At 63.9% G+C, this 23,037-nt stretch carries 25 protein-coding genes; 13 read left to right on the top strand and 12 right to left on the bottom strand.

Features of this window, described 5'->3' with window-relative positions:
- The first annotated feature begins 45 nt into the window (after positions 1 to 45).
- The 5 genes from mnmG to B9A23_RS13980 all read left to right on the top strand — a co-directional run bounded on the left by mnmG (position 46) and on the right by B9A23_RS13980 (position 5,596).
- On the top strand, positions 46 to 1,893 hold the full coding sequence (gene mnmG, locus B9A23_RS14000) for a tRNA uridine-5-carboxymethylaminomethyl(34) synthesis enzyme MnmG (protein WP_084279702.1): 1,848 nt from the start codon (positions 46 to 48) through the stop codon (positions 1,891 to 1,893).
- On the top strand, positions 1,890 to 2,564 hold the full coding sequence (gene rsmG, locus B9A23_RS13995) for a 16S rRNA (guanine(527)-N(7))-methyltransferase RsmG (RefSeq protein ID WP_084279701.1): 675 nt from the start codon (positions 1,890 to 1,892) through the stop codon (positions 2,562 to 2,564). The genes mnmG and rsmG overlap by 4 nt, the downstream gene beginning before the upstream one ends.
- Entirely contained in the window at positions 2,561 to 3,337 is a 777-nt protein-coding gene (locus B9A23_RS13990) for a ParA family protein (RefSeq protein WP_084279700.1), read from the top strand. The genes rsmG and B9A23_RS13990 overlap by 4 nt, the downstream gene beginning before the upstream one ends.
- On the top strand, positions 3,334 to 4,293 hold the full coding sequence (locus B9A23_RS13985) for a ParB/RepB/Spo0J family partition protein (protein WP_084279699.1): 960 nt from the start codon (positions 3,334 to 3,336) through the stop codon (positions 4,291 to 4,293). Before B9A23_RS13990 ends, B9A23_RS13985 begins: the two co-directional genes overlap by 4 nt.
- A gap of 148 nt (positions 4,294 to 4,441) precedes the next feature.
- Positions 4,442 to 5,596: an acyl-CoA dehydrogenase family protein gene (locus B9A23_RS13980; RefSeq protein ID WP_084279804.1), complete on the top strand. Its 1,155-nt coding sequence runs from the start codon at positions 4,442 to 4,444 to the stop codon at positions 5,594 to 5,596.
- 107 nt (positions 5,597 to 5,703) lie between these two features.
- On the opposite strand, the gene B9A23_RS13975 is transcribed toward B9A23_RS13980, so the two are convergent.
- Both B9A23_RS13975 and B9A23_RS13970 read right to left on the bottom strand, forming a co-directional pair.
- Entirely contained in the window at positions 5,704 to 6,405 is a 702-nt protein-coding gene (locus B9A23_RS13975) for a glycine zipper 2TM domain-containing protein (protein ID WP_084279698.1), read from the bottom strand.
- A 124-nt stretch (positions 6,406 to 6,529) separates the two neighbouring features.
- On the bottom strand, positions 6,530 to 7,012 hold the full coding sequence (locus B9A23_RS13970) for a GAF domain-containing protein (RefSeq protein ID WP_084279697.1): 483 nt from the start codon (positions 7,010 to 7,012) through the stop codon (positions 6,530 to 6,532).
- A gap of 111 nt (positions 7,013 to 7,123) precedes the next feature.
- Here B9A23_RS13970 and B9A23_RS13965 point away from each other — a divergent pair, with 111 nt between their 5' ends.
- Positions 7,124 to 8,584, top strand: coding sequence for a PQQ-dependent sugar dehydrogenase (locus tag B9A23_RS13965; RefSeq protein WP_254895119.1), 1,461 nt, complete (start codon positions 7,124 to 7,126; stop codon positions 8,582 to 8,584).
- A 9-nt stretch (positions 8,585 to 8,593) separates the two neighbouring features.
- Here B9A23_RS13965 and B9A23_RS13960 read toward each other — a convergent pair whose 3' ends face one another.
- Entirely contained in the window at positions 8,594 to 9,412 is an 819-nt protein-coding gene (locus tag B9A23_RS13960; protein ID WP_084279695.1) for a DUF815 domain-containing protein, read from the bottom strand.
- 10 nt (positions 9,413 to 9,422) lie between these two features.
- Positions 9,423 to 11,141, bottom strand: a complete 1,719-nt coding sequence (locus B9A23_RS13955; protein ID WP_084279694.1) for an acyl-CoA dehydrogenase — start codon at positions 11,139 to 11,141, stop codon at positions 9,423 to 9,425.
- 78 nt (positions 11,142 to 11,219) lie between these two features.
- Between B9A23_RS13955 and B9A23_RS13950 the strand changes: the two genes are divergently transcribed.
- Entirely contained in the window at positions 11,220 to 12,167 is a 948-nt protein-coding gene (locus tag B9A23_RS13950; protein ID WP_084279693.1) for an L-threonylcarbamoyladenylate synthase, read from the top strand.
- Here B9A23_RS13950 and B9A23_RS13945 read toward each other — a convergent pair.
- Together B9A23_RS13945 and B9A23_RS13940 are read right to left on the bottom strand one after the other, a co-directional pair.
- Complete coding sequence (locus B9A23_RS13945; RefSeq protein WP_084279803.1) at positions 12,164 to 12,511, bottom strand: hypothetical protein; 348 nt, start codon at positions 12,509 to 12,511, stop codon at positions 12,164 to 12,166. The genes B9A23_RS13950 and B9A23_RS13945 overlap by 4 nt on opposite strands.
- A 105-nt stretch (positions 12,512 to 12,616) precedes the next feature.
- Positions 12,617 to 13,396, bottom strand: a complete 780-nt coding sequence (locus B9A23_RS13940; protein ID WP_084279692.1) for a head GIN domain-containing protein — start codon at positions 13,394 to 13,396, stop codon at positions 12,617 to 12,619.
- Positions 13,397 to 13,678: 282 nt separating this feature from the next.
- Here B9A23_RS13940 and B9A23_RS13935 point away from each other — a divergent pair, with 282 nt between their 5' ends.
- Positions 13,679 to 14,143: a GNAT family N-acetyltransferase gene (locus B9A23_RS13935; RefSeq protein ID WP_084279691.1), complete on the top strand. Its 465-nt coding sequence runs from the start codon at positions 13,679 to 13,681 to the stop codon at positions 14,141 to 14,143.
- A 101-nt stretch (positions 14,144 to 14,244) separates the two neighbouring features.
- Here B9A23_RS13935 and B9A23_RS13930 read toward each other — a convergent pair whose 3' ends face one another.
- The 6 genes from B9A23_RS13930 to B9A23_RS13905 all read right to left on the bottom strand — a co-directional run bounded on the left by B9A23_RS13930 (position 14,245) and on the right by B9A23_RS13905 (position 20,403).
- Positions 14,245 to 14,769 (bottom strand): CarD family transcriptional regulator, encoded by a 525-nt coding sequence (locus B9A23_RS13930; protein ID WP_011443787.1) that lies wholly within the window; start codon positions 14,767 to 14,769, stop codon positions 14,245 to 14,247.
- A gap of 349 nt (positions 14,770 to 15,118) precedes the next feature.
- Positions 15,119 to 15,457, bottom strand: a complete 339-nt coding sequence (gene fdxA, locus B9A23_RS13925; RefSeq protein ID WP_084279690.1) for a ferredoxin FdxA — start codon at positions 15,455 to 15,457, stop codon at positions 15,119 to 15,121.
- A 72-nt stretch (positions 15,458 to 15,529) separates the two neighbouring features.
- Positions 15,530 to 15,814 carry an RNA-binding S4 domain-containing protein gene (locus B9A23_RS13920; protein WP_084279689.1) on the bottom strand — a complete coding sequence of 95 codons (285 nt, stop codon included), beginning with the start codon at positions 15,812 to 15,814 and terminating at the stop codon, positions 15,530 to 15,532.
- Positions 15,815 to 15,832: 18 nt separating this feature from the next.
- Positions 15,833 to 18,385, bottom strand: coding sequence for a helicase-related protein (locus B9A23_RS13915; RefSeq protein ID WP_254895130.1), 2,553 nt, complete (start codon positions 18,383 to 18,385; stop codon positions 15,833 to 15,835).
- Between the two features lie 93 nt (positions 18,386 to 18,478).
- The gene (locus B9A23_RS13910) at positions 18,479 to 19,807 is read right to left on the bottom strand and encodes an aminopeptidase P family protein (RefSeq protein WP_084279687.1); all 1,329 of its coding nucleotides are present in this window, start codon (positions 19,805 to 19,807) and stop codon (positions 18,479 to 18,481) included.
- Between the two features lie 167 nt (positions 19,808 to 19,974).
- On the bottom strand, positions 19,975 to 20,403 hold the full coding sequence (locus B9A23_RS13905) for a CBS domain-containing protein (protein ID WP_084279686.1): 429 nt from the start codon (positions 20,401 to 20,403) through the stop codon (positions 19,975 to 19,977).
- A 141-nt stretch (positions 20,404 to 20,544) separates the two neighbouring features.
- Between B9A23_RS13905 and B9A23_RS13900 the strand changes: the two genes are divergently transcribed.
- From B9A23_RS13900 to msrA, 5 genes are all read left to right on the top strand, one after another.
- Positions 20,545 to 20,838: a hypothetical protein gene (locus B9A23_RS13900; RefSeq protein ID WP_084279685.1), complete on the top strand. Its 294-nt coding sequence runs from the start codon at positions 20,545 to 20,547 to the stop codon at positions 20,836 to 20,838.
- Between the two features lie 45 nt (positions 20,839 to 20,883).
- Complete coding sequence (locus B9A23_RS13895; RefSeq protein WP_084279684.1) at positions 20,884 to 21,216, top strand: HesB/IscA family protein; 333 nt, start codon at positions 20,884 to 20,886, stop codon at positions 21,214 to 21,216.
- A 48-nt stretch (positions 21,217 to 21,264) separates the two neighbouring features.
- A complete protein-coding gene (gene xth / locus B9A23_RS13890) occupies positions 21,265 to 22,053 on the top strand; it encodes an exodeoxyribonuclease III (RefSeq protein ID WP_084279683.1) in 789 nt (262 codons plus the stop codon).
- A gap of 137 nt (positions 22,054 to 22,190) precedes the next feature.
- On the top strand, positions 22,191 to 22,331 hold the full coding sequence (locus tag B9A23_RS22840; RefSeq protein ID WP_176217997.1) for a hypothetical protein: 141 nt from the start codon (positions 22,191 to 22,193) through the stop codon (positions 22,329 to 22,331).
- 1 nt (position 22,332) lies between these two features.
- Positions 22,333 to 23,010: a peptide-methionine (S)-S-oxide reductase MsrA gene (gene msrA, locus B9A23_RS13885; protein ID WP_084279682.1), complete on the top strand. Its 678-nt coding sequence runs from the start codon at positions 22,333 to 22,335 to the stop codon at positions 23,008 to 23,010.
- Positions 23,011 to 23,037: the final 27 nt, after the last annotated feature.

Here is a 23,037-nt window from a genome sequence, read left to right as displayed (position 1 = left end):
TCTGAAACTTTGACGCGAATCCCCAACTCGCGTATCGCGCCAGTCATGCAGCAATTCGACATCATCGTGGTCGGCGGCGGACACGCCGGCGTCGAGGCGGCCGCCGTCGCGGCGCGAATGGGGGCACGGACCGCACTGGTATCATTCGATCCCGCGACGATTGGCGCAATGAGTTGCAACCCGGCTATCGGTGGACTTGGCAAAGGCCATCTCGTGCGCGAGGTCGATGCGTTCGACGGGCTTATCGCGCGCGCGGCCGATGCCGGCGCCATCCATTATCGCATGCTCAACCGGTCGAAGGGCAGCGCCGTTCAGGGGCCGCGCGTTCAGGCAGACCGCAAGCGCTTCAAGGCAGCGATCCAGGCGATGATCGCGGCGCAGCCCAACCTGACAGTCGTCGGCGGAGAAGCTGCCGCGCTTCATCTCGAACAGGGCCGTGTTGCCGGAATCGACCTTGCCGATGGAACGCGGCTTGATGGGAGGGCAGTGGTGCTGTGCACTGGCACTTTCCTCGGCGGGCGCCTGTTCCGGGGTGAGGAGCGCATGGACGGCGGACGCATAGGCGAGGATTCCGCACACCGTCTGGCGCAGCAACTGCGTGCGGCCGAATTGCCGATGGCAAGGCTGAAGACCGGGACGCCGCCGCGTATCGATGGTCGAACCATTGATTGGGCCCGCTTGCCCGAACAGCCGAGCGACGCCGATCCCTGGACGATGTCGCCGCTGACTGAAGCGCGTCCGCTGCCGCAAGTGTTCTGTGCTATCGCGCGGACCAACGAGCGGACGCATGACATCATCAGGGCAGGGCTTGATCGCTCACCTCTGTTCACCGGGGCGATCGGTGCGCAAGGGCCGCGTTACTGCCCGTCAATCGAGGACAAGATCCATCGTTTCGGAGATCGTGACGGGCATCAGGTTTTCCTTGAGCCGGAAGGGCTGGACGATCACACAGTCTATCCCAACGGCATCTCGACCTCGCTGCCAACCGATGTTCAACAGGCCATGCTGCGATCGATGGATGGCCTTGAACACGCGGTCATCACGACACCGGGCTACGCGGTGGAATATGATCACATCGATCCGCGTGCGCTGCGCCGCAGCCTTGAGGTAAAGGCCATTCCCGGTCTTTACTGTGCCGGGCAGATCAATGGCACCACCGGTTATGAAGAGGCCGCTGCGCAAGGGCTGGTTGCCGGGATTCATGCCGCGGCCCAAGTGCTTGGGCGCGAGGCACCGGAGCTGGACCGCGGCAACAGCTATATGGCCGTGATGATCGACGACCTGACGCTGCATGGCGTCAGCGAACCATATCGAATGCTGACGGCACGGGCGGAATATCGGCTGCGGCTGCGCGCAAATAATGCCAGTTCTCGCCTTACGCCAATCGGCCTGTCAGTTGGATGCATCGGGAATCAAAGAGCACAATGGTTCGCCAGGCGCCAGGAACAGCGTGAGCAACTTGAAGCGGTATTGGCGCAGGACGTGACGGCGACCGAAATCAGCCGGGCAGGGATGGCGGTGGGCGCCGATGGTGCGCGGCGCTCGCTGATCGAATGGCTGCGCTTCCCCGAGGTGACGCTGGACACTTTGCGTCCGTGGATCGGAGAAGATCCGATCGATCCGCTTCTTGCTGAAGAGGTCGAAGAGGACGCAGCTTACGCACCTTATCTCGCAAGACAGGATGCCGAACTGCGGGACCTTCGGGCTTCGGATCATGTGCCGCTTGGTGATGGCTTCCCGTTTGCAGAAGTGCCGGGCCTGTCCCGGGAAATGGTAGAGCGTCTCGACAAGGCGCAACCCGATACACTCGCGGCGGCCGGCCGGATTGCAGGGATCACGCCCGCAGCGCTGGCGAGCCTGCTGGTTCACGCGCGTCGGAGAATGGCGGCATGATCGTGCGTGTTGAGGATGAAGCCCAAGACTGGTTGAGAGACGTTCTTGGTGTCGATCAGCCTGGCATGACGCGACTGTCAAAGCTCGTGACACTGCTGCTGGAAGAGAATGAGCGCCAGAACCTCGTCGCTCGCGGAACACTGCCCCATATATGGGTCAGGCATATCGTCGATTCTGCGCAACTTCTGCATGTTTCACGTGAAACACTCGCAGAAGGCGAATGGCTCGATCTGGGTACGGGCGCGGGCTTTCCGGGGCTGGTGGTCGCAGCATTGCAGCCGCATCGCCCCGTTACGCTTGTGGATTCGCGCAGGCTTCGCACCGATTGGCTTCAGCGTGCGGCCGAGGCTCTCGAATTGCCCAATGTGCGTGTGGTTCTGTCGCGCGTTGAAGATTTGCCATCTGGTCCGCACGCGGTCATTTCGGCCAGAGCTTTTGCGCCGCTGGACAAGCTGCTCGAACTTTCCGCGCGCTTTTCCACACCCGACACCGTGTGGCTGTTGCCGAAAGGGGCGAGGGCAGCGCAAGAACTGCAGATGCTTCCCGAATCATGGAATCACATGTTCCACGTGGAACAATCGCTGACTGACGCTGACGCCGGCATCATCGTCGGACGGCTCAGGGCAGGTGCGGTGAGCAAGCCATCTGCGGCCAAAGGCAAACGCACATGATCACGATTGCTGTTGCCAATCAGAAGGGCGGAGTGGGCAAGACCACTACCGCGATCAACATTGCCACGGCCTTGGCGGCCACCGGCTGGAAGACCCTCCTGATCGATCTTGATCCGCAGGGGAATTGCTCCACCGGTATCGGCATTGCTGCAGGTGAGCGCGAACGCTCGTCCTATGATTTGCTGATCGATCAGGCTGCAGTTGCAGATTGCCTGATGGAAACGCGCATTCCCGGCCTGGATATCGTCGCGGCTACGGTCGATCTTTCCGGTGCAGAAGTGGAACTCGTCAGTGTCGAGGATCGCACCCATCGCCTTCGCAAGGTGCTCAATGGCGACACCGGGCACGATATCTGCCTCATCGATTGTCCGCCTTCTCTCGGCCTGCTGACGCTCAATGCGCTGACCGCGGCAGACACCATTCTTGTGCCGCTGCAGTGCGAATTCTTCGCGCTCGAGGGATTGAGCCAGCTTCTGCAGACAGTCGAGCGCGTGCAGGAGCGATTCAATCCGGACCTCGGTATCCTTGGCATCGTGCTGACGATGTACGACCGGCGCAACCGCCTGACCGATCAGGTCGCTGATGACGTGCGCTCGTGCCTGCGCGACCTGGTGTTCGAAAGCGTGATTCCGCGCAACGTGCGCCTGTCCGAGGCGCCCAGCCACGGTTTGCCGGCGCTGATCTATGACCATGCCTGCCCGGGATCGCAGGCTTACATGAAACTGGCGCGCGAACTGATCGGTCGCCTGCCCGAGAGGAGACAAGCGGCATGAGCGGCGAGGACGCAGTGAAGGCCCCAGCGCCTGCAAATAGCACGCCGCGCAGGACCGGTCTTGGCCGCGGCCTGGGTGCGCTAATGGGTGAAGTGCGTCGCGAGGAGCCGATCGCCCGGATTTCGGTCACCCCGGCCGATGTTGCCGACAGCCGTGACGGCGGCCTCGCATTGCTGACCGTGGCCTCGATCGAGCCGCATCCCGAGCAGCCGCGCCGCCATTTTGACGAGGATGCGCTCGAGGAACTGGCCCAGTCAATCGCGGCGCGCGGAGTGATCCAGCCAGTGGTCGTGCGGCCGCTGTCGGGTGGTCGCTATCAGCTGGTGGCCGGTGAGCGTCGCTGGCGAGCCGCGCAGAAGGCGCGGGTTCACGAGATCCCTGCGATCGTTCGCAAGCTGGACGATCGCGATGTTGCCGCGCTGGCCCTGATCGAGAACCTTCAGCGCGAGGATCTGAATCCCGTCGAAGAGGCACGGGCCTATCAGCGTCTGGCCGACAGCGAGGGGCTGACCCAGAACGACATCGCCAAGTTCGTCGACAAGTCGCGCAGCCATGTCGCCAACATGATGCGTCTGCTCGGTCTGCCTGACGAAGTGCTCGACATGGTCGTTCGCAGCGAGCTGTCCATGGGTCATGCCCGCGCACTTATCAATGCACCCGATCCTATCGGCTTGGCACGTGAAGTGGTCGCCCGGGATCTGTCTGTCCGCGACGTCGAAAAGATGGCGCGCAAGGCTTCGCGACCAGAGGGACAGCGCCGCCAGGCCCGTGCCGGCAAGGACCCGGTCGGTGCCGCGGATCTTGCTGCAATCCAGCAGCACCTCGAAGACTTCCTCGGTCTCAAGGTCACGATCCAGCCGGACTCCGATCCGACGACCGGCGCCGTGACGATTCGCTACAAGAATCTCGATCAGCTCGACCTGATCTGCCAGCGTTTGACCGGTGGGGAGTTCTAATTGTCTGAAAATGCAGCGTAGATTTGCCGTCATGACGGCAGCTCCGTCTGCACTTTCGGACATTAATTAGGCGATTAAATCTCGTTGACCGGATGGGTCCTGTGCGCATAGGCTGCATACAAACAAACCAGAACCGGAGAGAATGGCCATGTCGCTCGACCTCATCCCGCGCACAGCCTACAACGAAGATCACGAAGCCTTCCGTCAGACCGTCCGTCGCTTCCTGCAGGACGAAATCGCGCCGCACTCCAACGAGTGGGCCGAGGCTGGTATCGTGCCGAAGGAGATCTGGCCGAAGGCTGGCGAACTCGGCATGCTGTGCCCGACGGTTCCTGAAGAGTACGGCGGCCTCGGCCTCGACTTCGGCTATAACGCCATCGTCGATGAAGAAAGCGCCTATTACGGCCGCGTCGCGACCGGCTTCTCGCTTCAATCGGACATCGTCGTCAACTACCTCGTCTCCTATGGCTCGGAAGAGCAGAAGAGGAAGTGGCTGCCCAAGATGGTTTCGGGCGAGGTGATCACCGCCATCGCCATGACCGAACCCGGCACCGGTTCGGACCTTCAGGGCATGAAGACCACCGCCAAGAAGGACGGCAACCATTATGTGATCAACGGGTCCAAGACCTACATCACCAATGGCCAGAATGCCGACCTGATCCTGGTGTGCTGCAAGACCGACACCGAAGTGCAGCCTGCCTGGAAGGGCGTCTCGATCGTGCTGGTCGAGGCCGACCGCGAAGGTTTCAAGCGGGGTCGCAACCTAGACAAGATCGGGCAGGACGAAGCGGATACTTCGGAGCTGTTCTTCGAGGACGTGCGCGTGCCGATCACCAACTGCCTCGGCGAAGAAGGCAAGGGCTTCATCTATCTGATGAGCGAGCTGCCGCAGGAGCGCCTGTCGATCGCGGTCAGCGCACAGGCTTCGGCGCAGAAGGCTTTTGACGATACTGTAGAGTTCACCCGTGATCGCAAGGCCTTCGGCAAGCCGATCCTCGATTTCCAGAATACCCGCTTCACGCTGGCCGATATCAAGGCCAAGCTCCAGGTCGGCTGGGCGCACCTCGACTGGGCGCTGGCGCGGCATCTTAAGCGCGAACTCACGCCCGAAGAAGGCGCTGCGGCCAAGCTGTGGCACACCGAGTTGCAGTGGGAAGTGATGGACAAGTGCCTCCAGCTTCATGGCGGCGCAGGTTACATGAACGAATATGCGATTGCCCGGGCTTGGCGCGGTGCACGCGTCACGCGCATTTTCGGCGGCACCAACGAGATCATGAAGGAACTGATCGGCCGCAAGCTTTAAGCGCGTCAGCATCTTCTCGCCACCGCTGGATTGACGATTGGCGAAACGGAACGGCCCGCTCTACCATCGTAGAGCGGGCCGTTTCACGTGGAACAGACTGGCGCGCGTCAGCCGGTGTAAACGCGCTTTTCCTTTACGCGCTTGTCACGCCGATGGATCACGCGGCGGCGGGCGGGCGCGTCCACCCACGTCTCGGTTACCACAGTGGTCTCGACGCAGGGCTTTTGAGGGCCGGTCACAACCGGCACCATCATGTAACCGTAAGGTGCATAGCCGCCTGGGTAGGGTGCGCCGGGGTAGGTGCCCTGCGGCGGCAAAGAGGCGAAATAGTCATCGCATTCGCGGCGCAGGCTCTTGTCCTCGGCCTTGTCGATCACATTGCCCGCAACCGCTCCGACAGCCGCGCCGGCGACTGTTCCCAGCACGCGATTGCCGCTTCCAGCGATGCGGTTGCCCGCCACACCGCCAATGACGCCGCCCAGAACTGCTCCGCCAACGCCGCGGTCGCCATAGACCCTGGCGCAGCGCGCGTTCATGTCGGCCCAGCGCGGATCTGGTTGATAGCCCTGCGGGTAGTAGCCTGGCGGCGGAGGAGGCGGACCCTCAACCACTGGCCGGGTCATGACAACAGTAGGATAGGGCGCGCCGATCATCGGGGGATAATAGACCGCCCCCGGGGCATATCCGCCGTGCCATTGGCCGTTATAAGCGCCCTGATAGGCGCCGCCGGAGTGGTGACGGTCGCCGGCAAGGGCAGGGGATGTGGTAGCGATGAGAATCGCCGAGGCGGCCAAGGTGCGGATAAGCATGCGGTTTCCCCCTGTTGGGACCTTCTGTTAACCGCAAACTTACCATCATGATCCGCAGGAAACCAAGGTTTCGCACGTCATCGCGTCCCGGCCGTCCCGATTTGGGGCAGGTTTCGCCTGGAGCTCAGATCCGCGCCGAGATAGCCTTGGCCAATGCCTCGATTCCGCGGGCATCGTCTTGGGTGAAGCGCGATGGAGAAGGACTGTCGAGATCGATCACGGCAATCACCATATCATCGCGAATGACGGGCACGACCAGTTCTGACCGGCTCGCCGCATCACAGGCGATATGGCCGGGGAAGGCGTGGACATCTGGCACGAGCTGGGTTTCGCCGCTGGCTGCAGCCGCGCCGCACACGCCTTGGCCCACGGCGATTCGGATGCAGGCGGGTTTGCCGATGAATGGCCCCAGCACAAGCTCGCCTTCGACCATGCGGTAGAACCCCGCCCAATTGAGATCGGGCAGGAACTGCCAAATCAGCGCCGCGATATTGGCCATGTTGGCAACGCCGTCGGGCTCGCCATCGGTCAGGGCCGTGGCCGCTTCGAGAAGGTCGGCGTGAAGTTGGGCCGTCGTCTGGCCCTCGGTTGGTGCGAATGTGAACATGGGCCAAGCCCTAGCGCAACTTGCGACAAAAGTCGCGCGGCGCAACTTCGCACGTGCCCTGTCATTTCAGCAGCATTGCCCTAACGGGCTGGGCGTCCTAGATTCATGGCCATGAACCTCATCAAGAAGATCCTGATCGCGCTGGTCGTGGTCGTCGCCCTTGTCGGAGCCCGGATTGCGTGGTCGGTCCACGGCTCACCCGCCCAGTTCACGCTGAACGAGACGACCGGACCCAAGCCCAAGCTTGCCGATCCGGACGAGCAGACCATCCCGACGATCAAGACCGCCGATCCGGTCGGCTGGAAGGACGGCGAGGCTCCCGTGGCGGCACAGGGCCTGCAGGTTTCGCGCTTCGCCGACAAGCTTGACCATCCGCGCACGATCTTCACCTTGCCCAACGGCGATGTCCTGGTGGCGGAAACAAACTCCCCGCCGCGCGAGGAAAAGGGCATTACCGGCGCGGTCATGGGCTTCCTGTTCCGCAAGGTTGGTGCAGGTGGCCCCTCGCCGAACAAGATCGTGCTGCTGCGCGATGGCGATGGCGACGGGAAGGCCGAGCAACGCTTCGTGATGGAGAACCAGGCGCTCGATTCGCCGTTCGGCATGGCTTTCCGCGATGGCCGCCTGCTGGTCGCCAATCACAATGCCGTGCTGTCCTTCCCCTACCAGCTTGGCGAGACCAGCCTTCCCGGCAAGCCGGAAAAGCTGATGGACCTGCCCGGCGGCGGCAATCACTGGGCGCGCAATCTTCTGCTCTCGCCCGATGGCTCGCAACTGTTCGTCACCGTGGGTTCGGCGTCGAACATCGCCGAGGGCGGCATCGACGCCGAGCGTGGTCGCGCCTCGATCCACGAATATGATTTCGCCAAGAAGAAGGCGCGGGAATATGCCGGAGGACTGCGCAATCCCAATGGGCTCGATTTCAACCCGCTCAGCGAGGAACTCTGGACCGTCGTCAACGAGCGCGACATGCTCGGCTCTGACCTCGTGCCCGATTATCTGACCAACGTGCCTTTCGGCTCCAACTATGGCTGGCCGTGGGTTTACTGGAAGCGCAACATCGATTGGCGGGTCAAGGATCCGATGCCGGAATACATGATGGATTACGTGCGCAAGCCGGAATATGGCCTTGGTGCACACGTCGCCCCGCTCGGGCTTGCCTTCGCCAAGGGTGGCAACCTGATGGGCGACAAGTTCCAGCAAGGTGCCTTCATCGCGCGGCACGGTTCGTGGAACCGCCGGCCACTTTCGGGCTACGATGTGGTCTTCGTGAAGTTCGATGCGCTCGGCAACGTCCTGCCTAATCCGCCCGTGCCGGTGCTCACAGGCTTCCTGACCGGGAACGAACAGGCACGCGGCCGTCCTACGTGGGTGGCATTCGCCAAGGATGGCGCCTTGCTGGTCAGCGATGATACTGGCGGCGTGATCTGGCGGGTGACTGCACCAGGCGCTGCGCCGTCAGCCGAAGTCAAGCCGCTGCCGAAGCGCTCGGCACCGCCGCAGCCCAAGGGTACGGGCAAGTTCATCATGAAGCCCAACGCGGATTCTGACCTGATGAAGCCCGCTGAGTAAGCGGTCGGCTCAGAGCATCCGGCCTGCGCGGCCTGCCAGTTCGTTCACGTACTGCCAGGCCACGCGGCCCGAGCGACCACCGCGCCGCTTTGACCATTCCAGCGCATCGCCTTCCTCGTAAGCAAGGCCGAAATGCGCGGAATATCCAGCAATGATCGCCAGATAATCGTCCTGCGTGCAGTTGTGAAAGCCCAGGCTCAGGCCGAAGCGATCGGCGAGGGCGAGACGATCGTCGATCACGTCACGCGGATTGATCGGGTCATCCTGTTCTGAAAGGTGGCGCTCGACAATGGCGCGCCGGTTCGAGGTGACGGCAAGGCGCACATTGGCCGGGCGCGCTTCAACGCCGCCTTCAAGCCACGAGCGCAGCTTGCGCGCGCCGTCGCTGTCACCTGCATCGAAGCCAAGATCATCGAGGAAGACGAGAAAACGGCGGTCGATCTTGCGCAATGTCGCAAAGAGATCGGCCAGACCGGCGTCCGGGCTTGCCTGTACCAGCGCAATCGAACCGGGCAGAGCCTGCTGCGCGGCAAGCGTGGCGGCACGGAGCAGCGCAGACTTGCCCATGCCACGCGCGCCCCACAGCAACATGTCGTGCGCTGCCGCCCCGCGCGAAAGCCGCGCGACATTCTCGACGACTGCAGCCTTCTGCTTGTCGATGCCCTGCATCAGGTCAAGCGCGGGCGCTTCCAGCGGATCGATGCCCCGCGCCGCCTTGCCATCCCAGACATAGGCCGGGAAGGCGAGCCAGTCGGCACTGGCCTGACGGGGCGGAGCGATGCGTTCGAGCGCTTCGGCGATGCGGATCAGCAGGGCGTCTGAGGTCATGCTCTGCCGGTTATCCGGCAAGCGCCTCGGTGTCGAGATCGTAGAGCAGCGCCGCGCCGGCCATGGCTGACGACCCCAGTCCGCGGGCTTCGGGTGCGATGACGCGATTGAAGAAGCGCGTGACCGCGATCTTGCTGTGCAGGTCTGAAGCGCGGGACTGCCGCGCAAGCTGCCAGCCCGCCACGGCCACGGCGCACATCGTGGTGAAAGGCACCGATCCTGCCAGCTTGTCGTCGAGCGATGCGGTCGTGCTCATCCACTGGCCGATTGCCGAAGCGTCCTTTGCAAGCGCGGCCACCTCGGGAACATCTTCCATCTCCGACGCGATCTCGGCCATCAGGGCCTGCAGGACGCCACCGTTGTCATATCCGAGCTTGCGGGTGACAAGGTCTGCTGCCTGAATGCCGTTGGTGCCTTCATAGATCGGGGCGATCCGCGCATCGCGCAGGTGCTGCGCCGCGCCGGTTTCCTCGATGAAGCCCATCCCGCCGTGAACCTGGATGCCAAGGCTGGCAACCTCGCAGCCGATGTCGGTGCCCCAGGCCTTCAGCATCGGCACAAGCAGTTCCGCCCGCTTCTGCGCGGCCTCGTCTCCCAGAGCGCCGCGATCGACTTGCCCAGCGGTATAATACAGCAGCGCGCGGCTGCCTTCGGTCAACGCACGCATCCGCATCAGCATGCGGCGAACGTCAGGGTGCTCGATAATGGCAACCGGGGTCTTGTCGGGTGATCCGGCCCGGGCGGCCTGCACGCGGTCACGGGCATAGGCGCTGGCCTGCTGGAGGGCGCGCTCGGCAATCTGCACGCCCTGGCTGCCGACGTTGATGCGGGCCGAATTCATCATGGTGAACATCGCGCGCAAGCCGCCGTTCTCGTGCCCGACCATCTCGCCGATGCACTCGTCATTGTCGCCATAGGACATGACGCAAGTTGGCGAGACGTTGATGCCGAGCTTGTGCTCGATTGATACGCAGCGAACGTCGTTGGGCTTGCCCGGCGATCCGTCCTGTTCCACGTGAAACTTCGGCACGATGAACAGCGAGATGCCTCGCGACCCCTCAGGCGCGCCCGGCGTGCGGGCAAGGACGAGGTGGACGATATTCTCTGCCGCTTCGTGCTCGCCGAAGGTGATGTAGATCTTCGTGCCCTTGATCAGGTACTTGCCGGCATGAGGGCCTTCGGTGATCGGGGTGGCCGTGCTGCGCAGCGCCCCCACGTCGGACCCGGCCTGAGGTTCGGTCAGGTTCATCGTGCCCGACCATTCCCCGCTGATCAGCTTGGGCAGATAGGTCGCCTTCTGAGCCTGGTTGCCGTGATGCTCCAGCGCCTCGATCGCACCGACTGTCAGCATCGGCAGAAGCGTGAAACCCATGTTGGCAGCGCCCAGCGTCTCGAGCGTTGCCGTCGCCAGCGTGAAGGGCAGGCCCTGTCCGCCGAACTCGGTCGAGCCGGCAATCGAGTTCCAGCCCTGTTCCACAAACGCCCTGTAGGCATCGACATAGCCATCGGGGAGTGTAACCTTGCCGTCGCGCAGCTTTGCGCCCACCTGGTCGCCGAGGCGGTGCAGCGGCGCCCATTCGCCCGCGGCAAAGGCGCCGATGCCTTCGACGATCGCTTCGACAAGGTCGGGCGTAGCCGCGGCAAAGCGCTCGGTCTGTGCCAGTTCGTCGATCCCGGCGCTCACCTTGATGGCAAGGAGCTGGTCGGCGGAAGGCGGGGTGAAGGTCATCGGTCCTCTCCTGTGGAGCCCAAGATCCCGTGAAGGGCGCGCTTGGCGCAAGGCGTCTGCCTCCCTATAGCGAGGCTTATGGAGCCGACAAAGCCTTCCAAAGTGCATCTGCCCGACAGCGCGGGATTGATCCGTGCCGCCAGCGTCATCCGGGAGGGTGGAACCGTCGCCGTGCCGACCGAGACCGTCTATGGCCTTGCGGCCCGGGCCGACGACGATGCGGCCGTGGCTGGCATCTACCGGGCCAAGGGGCGGCCGGATTTCAATCCGCTGATCGTCCACGTGCCCGACGTTACGGCAGCCGAGTGTCTCGCCGAGTTTGACGATCGGGCAAGGGCGCTGGCTGCGGCCTTCTGGCCCGGTCCCTTGACCATGGTCCTGCCCCTTCGCGAAGGGGCGGGCCTTGCTGCAGCGGTAAGCGCAGGCTTGCCGACCGTGGCGCTGCGCTGTCCGGCGCATCCGGTCATGCAGGCCCTGTTGAAAACCTGTGGATTTCCGCTGGCAGCGCCCTCTGCGAACCGGTCGGGCGGCGTCAGCCCGACCAGCGCCAGCCATGTTGCGGCTTCGCTGGGGGAGCGGGTGGACCTGATCCTTGATGGCGGTGAGACGCGACAAGGTATCGAATCGACAATCGTCGGGTTGCGCTCAGACTATACATGGTCGGTCCTGCGGCCGGGGCCGATCACCGAGGCGGACATCGCAACGGTCCTGGGCGGGCACAGTGCCGCCATGACGTCAGCACGGATTGAAGCGCCCGGCCAACTTGCAAGCCACTACGCCCCCGGCAAGCCGGTACGTCTGGATGCGACCGAGGGCAGGGAAGGGGAGTTCCTGATCGGCTTCGGAGCGATTTGCGGAAATGTCACCCTGTCGGCGAAGGGAGACCTCGCCGAAGCTGCGGCACGCCTCTATGCGTGCCTTCACGTGGCCGCCGCCGCGCCGCACCCGCGCATCGCCGTGGCACCCATCGCGGATCACGGCATCGGCGTTGCGATCAATGACCGGTTGCGCCGCGCCGCGGCCTAGTATCGCGCCTCATAAGGCACGCTGGCGCGCATCGCATCCATCTCGGCATAGATGCTGCGGGCATCATCGCAGGCGTCGTCATCGCCTCGGCTGCAATCACGGCGCGCCTTGTCGTATTCGCGCGTTAGCTTGCCATAGCGTTCCTCGCGCTGGCGAATTTCGCGTCCGCGCTTCTGATCGCGTTCGGAATCGCTGACCGTCACCCGGTCATAGACGTCGGCGGTGGTGTTCACTGCGCGTGCGCCAGCCCGCACCGGCAGGGTCGCCAGGTCAAAGGCGCTCTTGGCGACGCAGCCCGACAGCAGGATGAACATGAGCGGCAAGGCGGCGACGGCAGGACGCATGAAATTCTCCCTCGGCACGGAAAATCCCATCAGTCGAACGCCTTGGCAAGAAAGACCTGCGCCGGATCGGGTGAGTCCAGCGCAGGTCGTCGCATTTTGCGGAGCTTACTGTTCGCTTGCGTCCTCGCTGGCATTGCTGGCCGGGGTCACCCCGTTCTCGCACACCAGCTTGCCCGAACCCATGGCGCTGACCTTGCAGGTTGCGCGTCCGAATACGCGAACCTCGCCCGAACCCATGATGCTGGCCTTCACATTGCCGTTCGAGGCAAAGCGCGCGTTGCCCGACCCCGCCACGTCGACCTTTGCCTCGTCGACGTTAAGCCCGTCCATTTCGGCATCGCCACTTCCTGCGACGGTCATCTTCATCTCGCGTGTCTTGCCGGCGGCGCGCAGCTTGCCCGAACCGACGACATCGACCTTCAGCTTTTGGGTGTCGATCGACCGGGCCTCGACCGTGCCCGATCCTGCCACGACGATCTTGGCTTCCTGCCCGGCCATCTGGTCGGCCGTGAGGTTTCCGGATCCGGCGAGCACCACCTCGCTCAGCACCGGCAGCGTGACGTTGACAGTGGCCGGGTTGGCCGACTGGCCCAGCTTCCAGTCATCGCGCGCGATACCAAGCTGGCCCTCGGACAGGGCGAAACGCAGCTTGTCGGCCCCTTCGCCATCGACGGTGATCGCCAGCTTGTCACCCCGCGTGACGCGCACGTTGTCCGGGCCGAGCAAGGCAATGACGGAGGGCGCGGGGCCGTTCAGGTCAAGCTCGTTCAATGGCACGCCCTTCTTGCCATTGAACGAGATATTGGACGCATCGCATCCCCCGAGTGCAGTGGCCAGGCCGATGGCTGCCACTCCGGCCAGAGCGCGAATGATGTTCTGAAGCATGACGAGCTCACTCCTAACTGTGTTGCTGACGTAACACGGTAAGGCATGGAACGCCAAGTCGTTCGTGGGAGCGGGTTGCGGGTTCGTCGGGCAACAGGAGCAGGCTTGGCATGGACAGCCGTCCGGCTTACGCTTGGCCGGCTCTCACGAGCAGTTCCGGAGATTTTTTGGTTACAACTGCGTCAATCCGCTGACCTGTGACGGTCAGCCCAGATCATCGCCTCCCTGGACCCGGTCCGGCGGAGAGCTTCTGACGCATCCCGAGAAATTCAGGACTCAACTATGCCAGATTCATCGATCAGACCGCTGCACAAGGCCGATCTTCGCGCCGTTGCGCAGATCGTCGAGCAGACCGACATGTTTCCAGCCGAAATGCTGGACGACATGACAGCACCCTACTTCGCCGACCCTCAAGGGGATCAGCGCTGGCTGGTGCTGGAGCAAGACGAGGTGAGGGCGGTGGCCTACCATGCGCCCGAGCCACTGACCGAAGGTACCTGCAACCTGCTGCTGATCGCGGTCGATCCCGCGGCACAGGGCAGGGGACTCGGCACCGCACTGATGGCGCGTATCGAAAGTGATCTTGCGGCAGCCGCGACCCGCATTCTCCTGGTCGAAACTTCGGGCAAGGACGAATTTGCCCGGACACGGGCGTTCTATGCCAGGCTTGGCTACAATGTAGAGGCGATGATCCGCGACTATTATGCGGATGGCGATGACAAGGTCATCTTCCGCAAGCGTTTGTGATCACTGCGCCGGGCGGACGATGCGTCCGCCCGGATCTTGCCCATGAAAAAGGCCCCCGGTTTCCCGGGGGCCTCTTGTCATGCACCAGTGCGCGAAGCGGATCAGGCCGTTTCGTAGTACTTGGGCGCGTGTTCGTTGAGGATCGCAAGGATCTTCTTGAGTGCGGCCGGCTCGTCGGTCTTTTCCATTGCCGCGAGTTCGCGGGCGAGGCGCGAGGAAGCCGCTTCGAAGATCTGGCGTTCCGAATAGGACTGCTCCGGCTGGTCGTCGGCGCGGAACAGGTCGCGCGTCACTTCGGCGATCGATACGAGATCGCCCGAGTTGATCTTCGCTTCGTATTCCTGGGCCCGGCGCGACCACATCGTGCGCTTGACCTTGGGCTTGCCCTTGAGCGTATCGAGCGCTTCACGCAGCGTCTTGTCCGAGGACAGCTTGCGCATGCCGATTGCTTCGACCTTGTTGACGGGAACGCGAAGGGTCATCCGTTCCTTTTCAAAGCGCAGCACGTAAAGCTGCAGCTTCATGCCGGCAATTTCTTCGTCCTGCAGTTCGACCACCCGGCCGACACCATGCTTCGGATAAACGACGTAGTCCCCAACATCGAAGGCGAGAGCCTTACCTGCCATTGGTAATCCTTTCGACGCGGGCAGGACCGGCAAACGGAAATCAGCGAAGCCTTGAGGGAAAAGGGCATGAGCCCGCCGGATCGACGGTCATGCGAGGCTTGCGATCCGGTTGCTGTTCTCGTCCTGCCGTTTTTCGTGGTGAAAAGACGCTGGACAGGCATGAACCCACCAGCGCTCCGGCGGGTATATAACACTTCGGCAATAAAATTACCACCCCTGAACGCACCGCAGCGCAGCGGAAATCGTTTGCGAGCTCCATTGCGGAGATCGCAGACGCTTCACGCCGCGCGGGCCGGTACGGGGCGATGCAGGCCCGGCATGTGCTGCCGAACCTGCAAAATCAGCGGGATCAGTCGCCCTCGCCGGGTTCAGCCGAGAAGTACTTGTCGAACTTTCCGTCTTCGCCCTTGTGCTCGTCCGCGTCGGCCGGAGCATCCTTCTTGGCGGTGATGTTGGGCCATTCGGCTGAATACTTGGCGTTGAGCTCGAGCCACTGTTCAAGGCCGGATTCGGTATCGGGCAGAATCGCCTCGGCCGGGCATTCCGGTTCGCACACGCCGCAGTCGATGCACTCGCTGGGGTTGATCACCAGCATGTTCTCGCCTTCGTAGAAACAGTCCACGGGGCACACTTCGACGCAGTCCATGAACTTGCAACGGATACAGGCGTCGGTGACGACATAGGTCATGGCAATCAAATCCCTCAGGTCTTCGTTTGAGGCCGTGCTAGAGGCGTTTGGGCCGCCCCGTCAAGCGGGGCTTCAGGCCGCGGACTGGCCCGGCGACGAATGGTCAGGTATTTCCAGCACGCGATAGCAGGTCTGCGCTTCCGGCGCGGGCCCGCGGCGGGCGGGAAGGGCAAGAACCTCGATCACGGTAACGCGGCTGCGCATCGGCAGGACCAGCACATCGCCCAGCTTGATCCCTGCGCTGCAGCGTTCGATTCGTCGCCCGTTCAGCCGGATGTGGCCGGCCGAAACCCAGTCCTGCGCAAGGCTGCGACTGCCGGCAAACCGGGCGAACCAGAGGAACTTGTCGATCCGCAAGCAGGCGTTCTCCCCTCTCTATCGCGCCACCAGGTCTGCCAGGGCGGCAAAGGCCCCGGTGGATGGCAGCGCAGGTGTCTGATGTTCGGTGGCAGCTGTGGGGCGACGGGTCGGGCGCCAGTCCCACAACGGCGGATGTGGCGGGCCGTATGCCTTTTCGGGCAGGCTGCGTCCCATGTGCACGCGAAAGCCCGCAGCCCGCAGCAGCGCGGCGTAGGCTGCAGTCGAAAGGTTCATTGATCGGGCGATGGCAGGATCAAGGAAGACGCGCTTCGCTTTCGTGCCCATCCGGGTGGCATGAGCGGCATGAAGCAGCTTTTCAGCCAGATCGACGCGCAGGGTTTCGTTGCCCAGGCGGCGGTAACCGGCCGGGGCAGTCTTGGCGTGGACAACCGGCTGCATCGTTTCGGGCGGCAAGGGGGCGGGCTTGCCCCACAGCCGCGCCAGCCGGTGCCAGGCCTGCATCGCGCCCGGCCGCAAGATCGCGGGCACGAACAGGTCGAGCGCGCCGATCCGCACGCCCAGCTTCTTGAGACGCTGGCGCTGCGCGGCATCGAGCCGGTCGAGGCCCGAAACCTCGCGCGGGAGCACCCCGCCGGCTTCGACGAGATGCAGCAGCAGGGCCCGCAATTCCGGGCCGGATGCCGGATCACGGCTCGCTGCGTCCAACGCGATCAGAGGCTTGAGCTGCCGACCGTGCTGATCTCGCAGCCACTCCTCGAGCGATGCGACGACGGCTGCCTTGTCATTGGCCGAAAGCCGGTCAAGCGCGGGATCGGCCTTGAGGCGAGGGGCCAGCATCGTCCGCCCGCGCTCAAGTCTGGCAACGACGGTGTCCTGCCAGACCAGCGCGGCATCCTCGAAGGCAATGCCCTGCGGATTGCGGCTCGCTTCGATCAGGGCCTTCGCACGATCGCCCAGCAAGCCGGGCAGATGGCGCTCGGCTGCGGCCAGCAGCAGGCGGCGATCCTGGGCGCGCGTCAGCGGGTCCACGACGAAACGGAAGCCTTCGAGATGGCCGATGGGTTCGTCATCGACGAGGACTGCGCCTTCATCCGAAAGCCGGACCGGCAGCAAGGAAGCATCGCCGCCCGCCTTGCGCATCAGCACGGCCGTGCGGCGATTGACGAAGCGTTCGGTCAGCCGCGCGTGCAGCGCGTCCGACAGTCGCGCCTCGACAGCACGGGCGCGGGCCGACATTTCCTCCTTTGCCAGCACCCAGTCGGGGCGCTGGGCGATGTAGGCCCACGAGCGGATCGCCGCCACGCGCGCCTGCAATGTGTCGATATCGCCTGAAGGATTGTCGAGTTGCGCAATCGCCTGCGCAACATAGTCCGCGCCGAGATAGCCATGGCGCAAGTCCTGCCACAGGCGGGCGACAAAACGGCTGTGGGTTTCCTCGCCCTGCGAGCGGAAATCGGGCAGGCGACAGACATCCCAGAAGCGCTTCACCGATTTCGCGCCGCGCACGCTGCCGGCGGTGTCGGGATCGTCCGCCAGCCGCTTCAGCACCGCCAGGTCGATGGCCTGTGGCGGCGAGGCCAGTTCGGGGCGGGGCGGAGGGCTTTCGAGATCCTCGATCAGCGTTGCGATACTGTCGAACCGCGGCTCCGCCTCGCGCCAGAACAGGCGCGTGAGGGGCGGGAAGCGGTGCTCCTCGATCGCGTATATTTCCTCATCGGCAAACTCGGGGTTTGCGCCGTTCCCTGAACCTGCCAGCGTTCCGAACGTGCCGTCGCGCTGGTGCCGTCCGGCCCGACCGGCGATCTGCGCCATCTCGGCGGTCGTCAGTCGCCGCTGGCGATAGCCGTCGAACTTGGAAAGACCTGCGAAAGCCACGTGATGCACATCAAGGTTGAGGCCCATGCCGACAGCATCGGTGGCAACGAGATAATCGACCTCGCCGGCCTGGTACATCGCGACCTGGGCGTTGCGCGTCTGCGGCGAAAGTGCGCCCATGACCACAGCTGCGCCGCCACGGAAGCGCCGCAGCATCTCGGCCATGACATAGACCTGCTCGGCACTGAACGCGACGATCGCGCTGCGCGGCGGAATGCGCGAAAGCTTCTTGGCGCCGACATGGGTAAGCGTCGAAAAACGCGGGCGGGTCACCACTTCAGCCTCGGGCACCAGCGCCTTGATCATTGGCTCCAGCGTGGAGGAGCCGAGCAGCATGGTTTCCTCGCGCCCACGGGTGTGCAGCAGGCGGTCGGTGAAGACATGGCCGCGCTCGGGATCGGCGGATAGCTGCGCTTCGTCGAGCGCGACAAAGGCAAGATCGGGGCGTGATGGCATGGCCTCGACGGTGCACAGGTGCCAGCGCGCGCCCTTGGGCTCGATCCTTTCCTCGCCCGTGATCAGGGCCACGTTTTCGGCGCCCTTGATCGCACAGACCCGGTCATAGACCTCGCGCGCCAGCAACCGCAGGGGAAAGCCGATCGCGCCAGAGGAATGCGCGCAGAGCCGCTCGATCGCGAGATGGGTCTTGCCGGTGTTGGTAGGGCCGAGCACTGCCTTGACCACGCCGGTATCGGCTCGCTTCCGAGGCTGGGCAGAAATGCGCTGGGCCATGAAGGAGAATGTGGCGGCCATGATCGCTTGAAACAAGCGAGGCGGGGAATTTTATCCCCGCCCGCATGAGTTGCGCCCCAAGAGGCAGGAGTATCAGCGCCCCATGTAGCTTTCGATTTCCGCTACCGTGCGCGGAATTCCCGTGCTCAGCCGCTCGCAACCGGTGGGCGTGACGAGATAGAGATCCTCGATGCGGATGCCCTGGTTCATCTGCTGATTGTAGAGCCCCGGCTCGATTGTGATGACCGCGCCCGCCGGGATGGGCTTGGCATAATCGCCGGCATCATGGACATCGAGGCCCACGAAATGGCCGAGGCCATGGGTGAACTCGTCGATCCGCCCGGCCTTGCGGAACAGGGCATAGACCGCTTCGGTCATGTCCTCGTGGATGACGCCCGGCTTCAGGAGCCGGGCCGCAGCGTCCTGCGCGGCCATGACCAGTTCGTAGTCCGCCCGCTGCTGGGCCGTGAACTTGCCCGAGGCCGGGAAGGTGCGGGTGATGTCGCAGGCGTAAGTCCCGACGCTCGCCGCCGCATCGATCAGCACGAGATCCTGCGCGCCGATTGCCGCGTTGCCATGGGCGTAGTGCAAGGATGCGGCGTTGCGGCCTGTCGCCACGATGGAATCGTAGGACAGCCCTTCGCCTCCGCCCTGGCGGAAGCCGTCTTCCAGAACGGCGGTCAACTGGCGTTCGGTCATACCGGGGCGCACCGCCTTCATCGCGGCAAGATGCCCGGCCTGCGTTGCGGCCAGCGCCTTGCGCATCAGCTCCAGTTCGCGCGGTTCCTTGACCGTGCGCAACGCCGGCAGAAGCGCGCTCTGGTCCTTCATCGTGCAGCCCGGAACATGGGCCATAACCCGACCATAGAGTTCCATTGCCGGCGGCACCGGCGACGAGGCGCTGGTGATCGGACCCATGAAGTGCAGTGTCCGGCTGCGGGCGGCAAGCTGGGTCACCAGCGCATCGAGCCCCGAGGTGCGCCGCACCCGCTGAATTCCGGTGCGCTGCTCGATCAGCGAGCCCAGAGGCAGGCGCTCCACGTCCCAGCGCTCGGTCTCGACATCGCGCGAGGGCAGCAGCAGAAATTCCCTGTAGGTCCGCTCCGCTGGGGCCAGCACCAGCACCGCGCCGGGTTCATCGACGATGCCGGTGAGCCAGGCGAAATCGCCCGACTGGTAGAACGGCGGACTGACCGGCCCGCTGGTGCGGTCCCGCTCGGCACCGTGGATCACCGCCACGCCATCCTTGAGCGTCGCCATCAGCTTCGCGCGGCGTTCGCGGTAGACATCGGCGCTGAAGGGATAGGTGCCCGAGGGCGTGGCGAAGCCGGAAGGGGGGAGGACCTGCGCGCGGATCGTTATCGAAAGCGAGGCAGTCGCGGCGGCTGCTCCGGCAAGGAGCGAGCGGCGGGTGAGGTGCATGGTCTATCCCCTGGGTTTTGACGCCAGCCTAGAGTGTTTCACGTGAAATGGGCAACCGCTGACCGCCACCTGCGCGAAAACGTGCGGGAGCGTGGGGTGACCTACCCCCGACCTATGCCGGACCTGCCCCCGACCTGTGCCTGAGCTTCGTGTGATTTCGAGCGGGTTCAGGCTTGCTGGATATAGACCCGCATGGCGTCGGCCTCGGCTTCGATCTTGTCGAGCCGGTGCTTCACGAGGTCGCCGATCGAGACGAAGGCGACCATGTGCCCGCCCTCGACCACCGGCAGGTGGCGGAAACGGCGCTGCGTCATCAGCGCGAGGGCCTCCATCACCGAGGTCTGCGGGGTGACAGTGACGACCGGTGCGGTCATCATGTCGCGCACCTTCATGTGCAGGGCCGCCTCGCCATGCTTGTGCAGGCAGCGCATCATGTCACGTTCGGAAAAGATGCCAGCGACGCCGCTGCCGCCATCACTGACCGGAAGGGCCCCGATGCGGTGTTGGGCGAGCATGTCGACCGCGTCCGACACCTGCGCGTCGGCGGACACGCTCCAGACTTCACCGCGTCCCTGAATGACTTGCGCAATCGTCATGGCATCCTCCTTCGTGATGCGGCCGACTGCGCCTTCGGGCGTCTTGGTAGGCCGCCTGATCTCCCGTAAGGATCATGCCAGCTTGGTGGCCATTGTCAAAGCCGTTGCGCGCACCATCTTCGCCCGTCAAAGGACTTGATCATGGCCGGTTACTCTCCCCTCGACGATCCCGAGAATGCCAGCTTTGCCTGGGCGCGCTATCGCCGGATCATGAAGGGCATGGCGTGGTTCAGCACCGTGACGGTCGCTGTGGTGCTGGCAGTGCTCTACTGGCTGCTTGGCTTCGTCTCGATCCACCTGTTCATCGCCAGCGCGCTGGGCGTGTGGCTGACGATCATGCTGATGGCGGCACTGATGGGGCTGGTGTTCCTTTCAAGCGGGACCGGCCACGACGAATCGATCGAGGACCGCCTGGAGGACGAGCGGAACCGTTGAGCGGATCAGGTTGAGGTTTCGCCCTCTGCCTCCTATCTTGCGGACATGAGCGAAACACAGGTCACTCTCGCCCCGAGCGCTGCCGCCCGCGTTGCCACTATTGCGCAAAAGCAGGGCAAGCCCGCGATCCTGCGGCTTTCGGTGGAAGGCGGCGGCTGTTCGGGCTTCCAGTACAAGTTCGGCCTGGCTGAAGCACCGGAAGAGGGCGACCTGATTGCCGAGACCGATGGCGTGCGTCTGGTGGTCGACGAGGTGAGCCTTGGCCTGCTGGATGGCAGCGTGGTGGAATATGTCGAATCGCTGGGTGGCGCGGCGTTCCGGGTCAGCAATCCGCAGGCGGCTTCGGGCTGCGGCTGCGGCGCATCGTTCGCGATCTGACCATCTGCTTCGTCGCTACGCTCCCAATGAAAAACGAAGGATAAGAGCATGAGCGCCGATCCCATCAAGGTCGCCAGCTTCAATATCAACGGGATCAAGGCCCGCCTGCCGCGCCTGCTCGAATGGCTGGAGGAAACACGGCCCTCGGTCGCCTGCCTTCAGGAGATCAAGACGCAGGACGAGGGCTTCCCGGCGGCCGAGTTCGAGAAGATCGGCTATCACGCGATCTGGCATGGCCAGAAGGGCTTCAACGGTGTGGCGATCCTGGCCGATGGGCAGGCGCCGGTCGAGGTGCAGCGCGGACTGGCGGGCGAGCCCGAGGACGAGCATTCGCGCTATCTGGAAGCCGACGTGTTCGGCATTCGCGTGGTGTGCATCTACCTGCCCAACGGCAATCCGCAGCCGGGACCGAAGTTCGACTACAAGCTGCGCTGGATGGAACGGCTGCGTAAACGCATGGCCGAGATCACCGCGGAAGACGTGCCGGCCGTGGTGATCGGCGATTACAACGTGATCCCCGAGGACAAGGACACCTTCTCGGTCAGGGCGATGGCCAGCGACGCGCTGATGCAGCCCGAATCGCGCGATGCCTATCGCCGCCTGCTCAACGACGGGTGGACCGATGCGATCGACACGCTCAATCCGCAAGGCGGGGTGTGGACCTTCTGGGATTATCAGGCCGGGGCCTGGCAGCGCGATCATGGTTTCCGCATCGACCACGCCTTGCTCTCCCCGGAACTGGCCGATCGGCTGGTGGCGGCTGGCGTCGACAAGGAATATCGCGGCCGGGAGAAGGCCAGTGACCATGCACCGGTCTGGGTGCAGTTGCGCTCCTAACCATTCGTCGCACGCAAGGAACGGTTCGCAGATCGTTCCATGTCCTGAACGGCGGCCTGTGCACGGCGTCACCCAACATTAATCCAGATCGAGGCAAGTGCGTCCTCGACACAAGAATCGTTGAAAGCGCAAAGACCATGGGCCTGTTCAAGCCTGATTTCTTTCGTTCGCTGGCCTTCGGCTTCCTGATGGGGGCGGCGGTCATGGGCCTTTCGGCCGGGACCACCGCATTCGCGACGCCCGATACCGACGCTGTCTCGCAAGAGGGAGCGCGCTGACATGCGCCGCGCCATTCTTTCCGCAGTTCTGGCAGCAGGCATCTTCACTGCATCGTGCCAGCAACCAGCCCTTGCCGAAGGTGCTGTCGCAACGCCGGCTGCCGCAGTGCAGGCCAATGAATCCGCGGGCAAGAAGACCGCTGTTTTCGCCGGGGGCTGCTTCTGGGGCATCGAGGCGGTGTTCAGCCATCTCAAGGGCGTGAGCAGCGTCGTTTCGGGCTATCACGGCGGGGCAAAAGGCACCGCGATCTATGATGTGGTCGGCAACGGGCGCACCGGCCATGCCGAATCTGTTCGCGTGACCTACGATCCGGCGCAGATCCGTTATGACCAGTTGTTGCGGGTGTTCTTCGCCGTGGGTGCCGATCCCACGCAGCTCAACTACCAGGGGCCGGACCACGGCACGCAGTATCGCAACGCGCTGGTGCCGATGAATGCGGAGCAGGCACGGGTTGCTGCGGCCTATCTCGGCCAGTTGAAGAAGTCTGGCCTGTGGAAGCAGCCGATCGTCACCACGATCGAACCCTACAAGGCATTCTACCCGGCGGAAGGCTATCATCAGGACTTTGCCGCCAACAATCCGGATCATGGCTATATCAAGCGGTGGGACGCCCCGAAGGTGGCGAACCTCAAGCGGATGTTCCCCGATCTCTACAAGGCAGGCTTCACGCGGAACTGATTTGCGCGAGAGGCGGGTCGTGCCTAT

This window comes from Novosphingobium sp. B1 (assembly GCF_900176395.1).
Taxonomy (GTDB): domain Bacteria; phylum Pseudomonadota; class Alphaproteobacteria; order Sphingomonadales; family Sphingomonadaceae; genus Novosphingobium.
The sequence above is the reverse complement of the archived record's forward strand: the minus strand, read 5'-3'. Positions and strand labels throughout refer to the sequence as shown.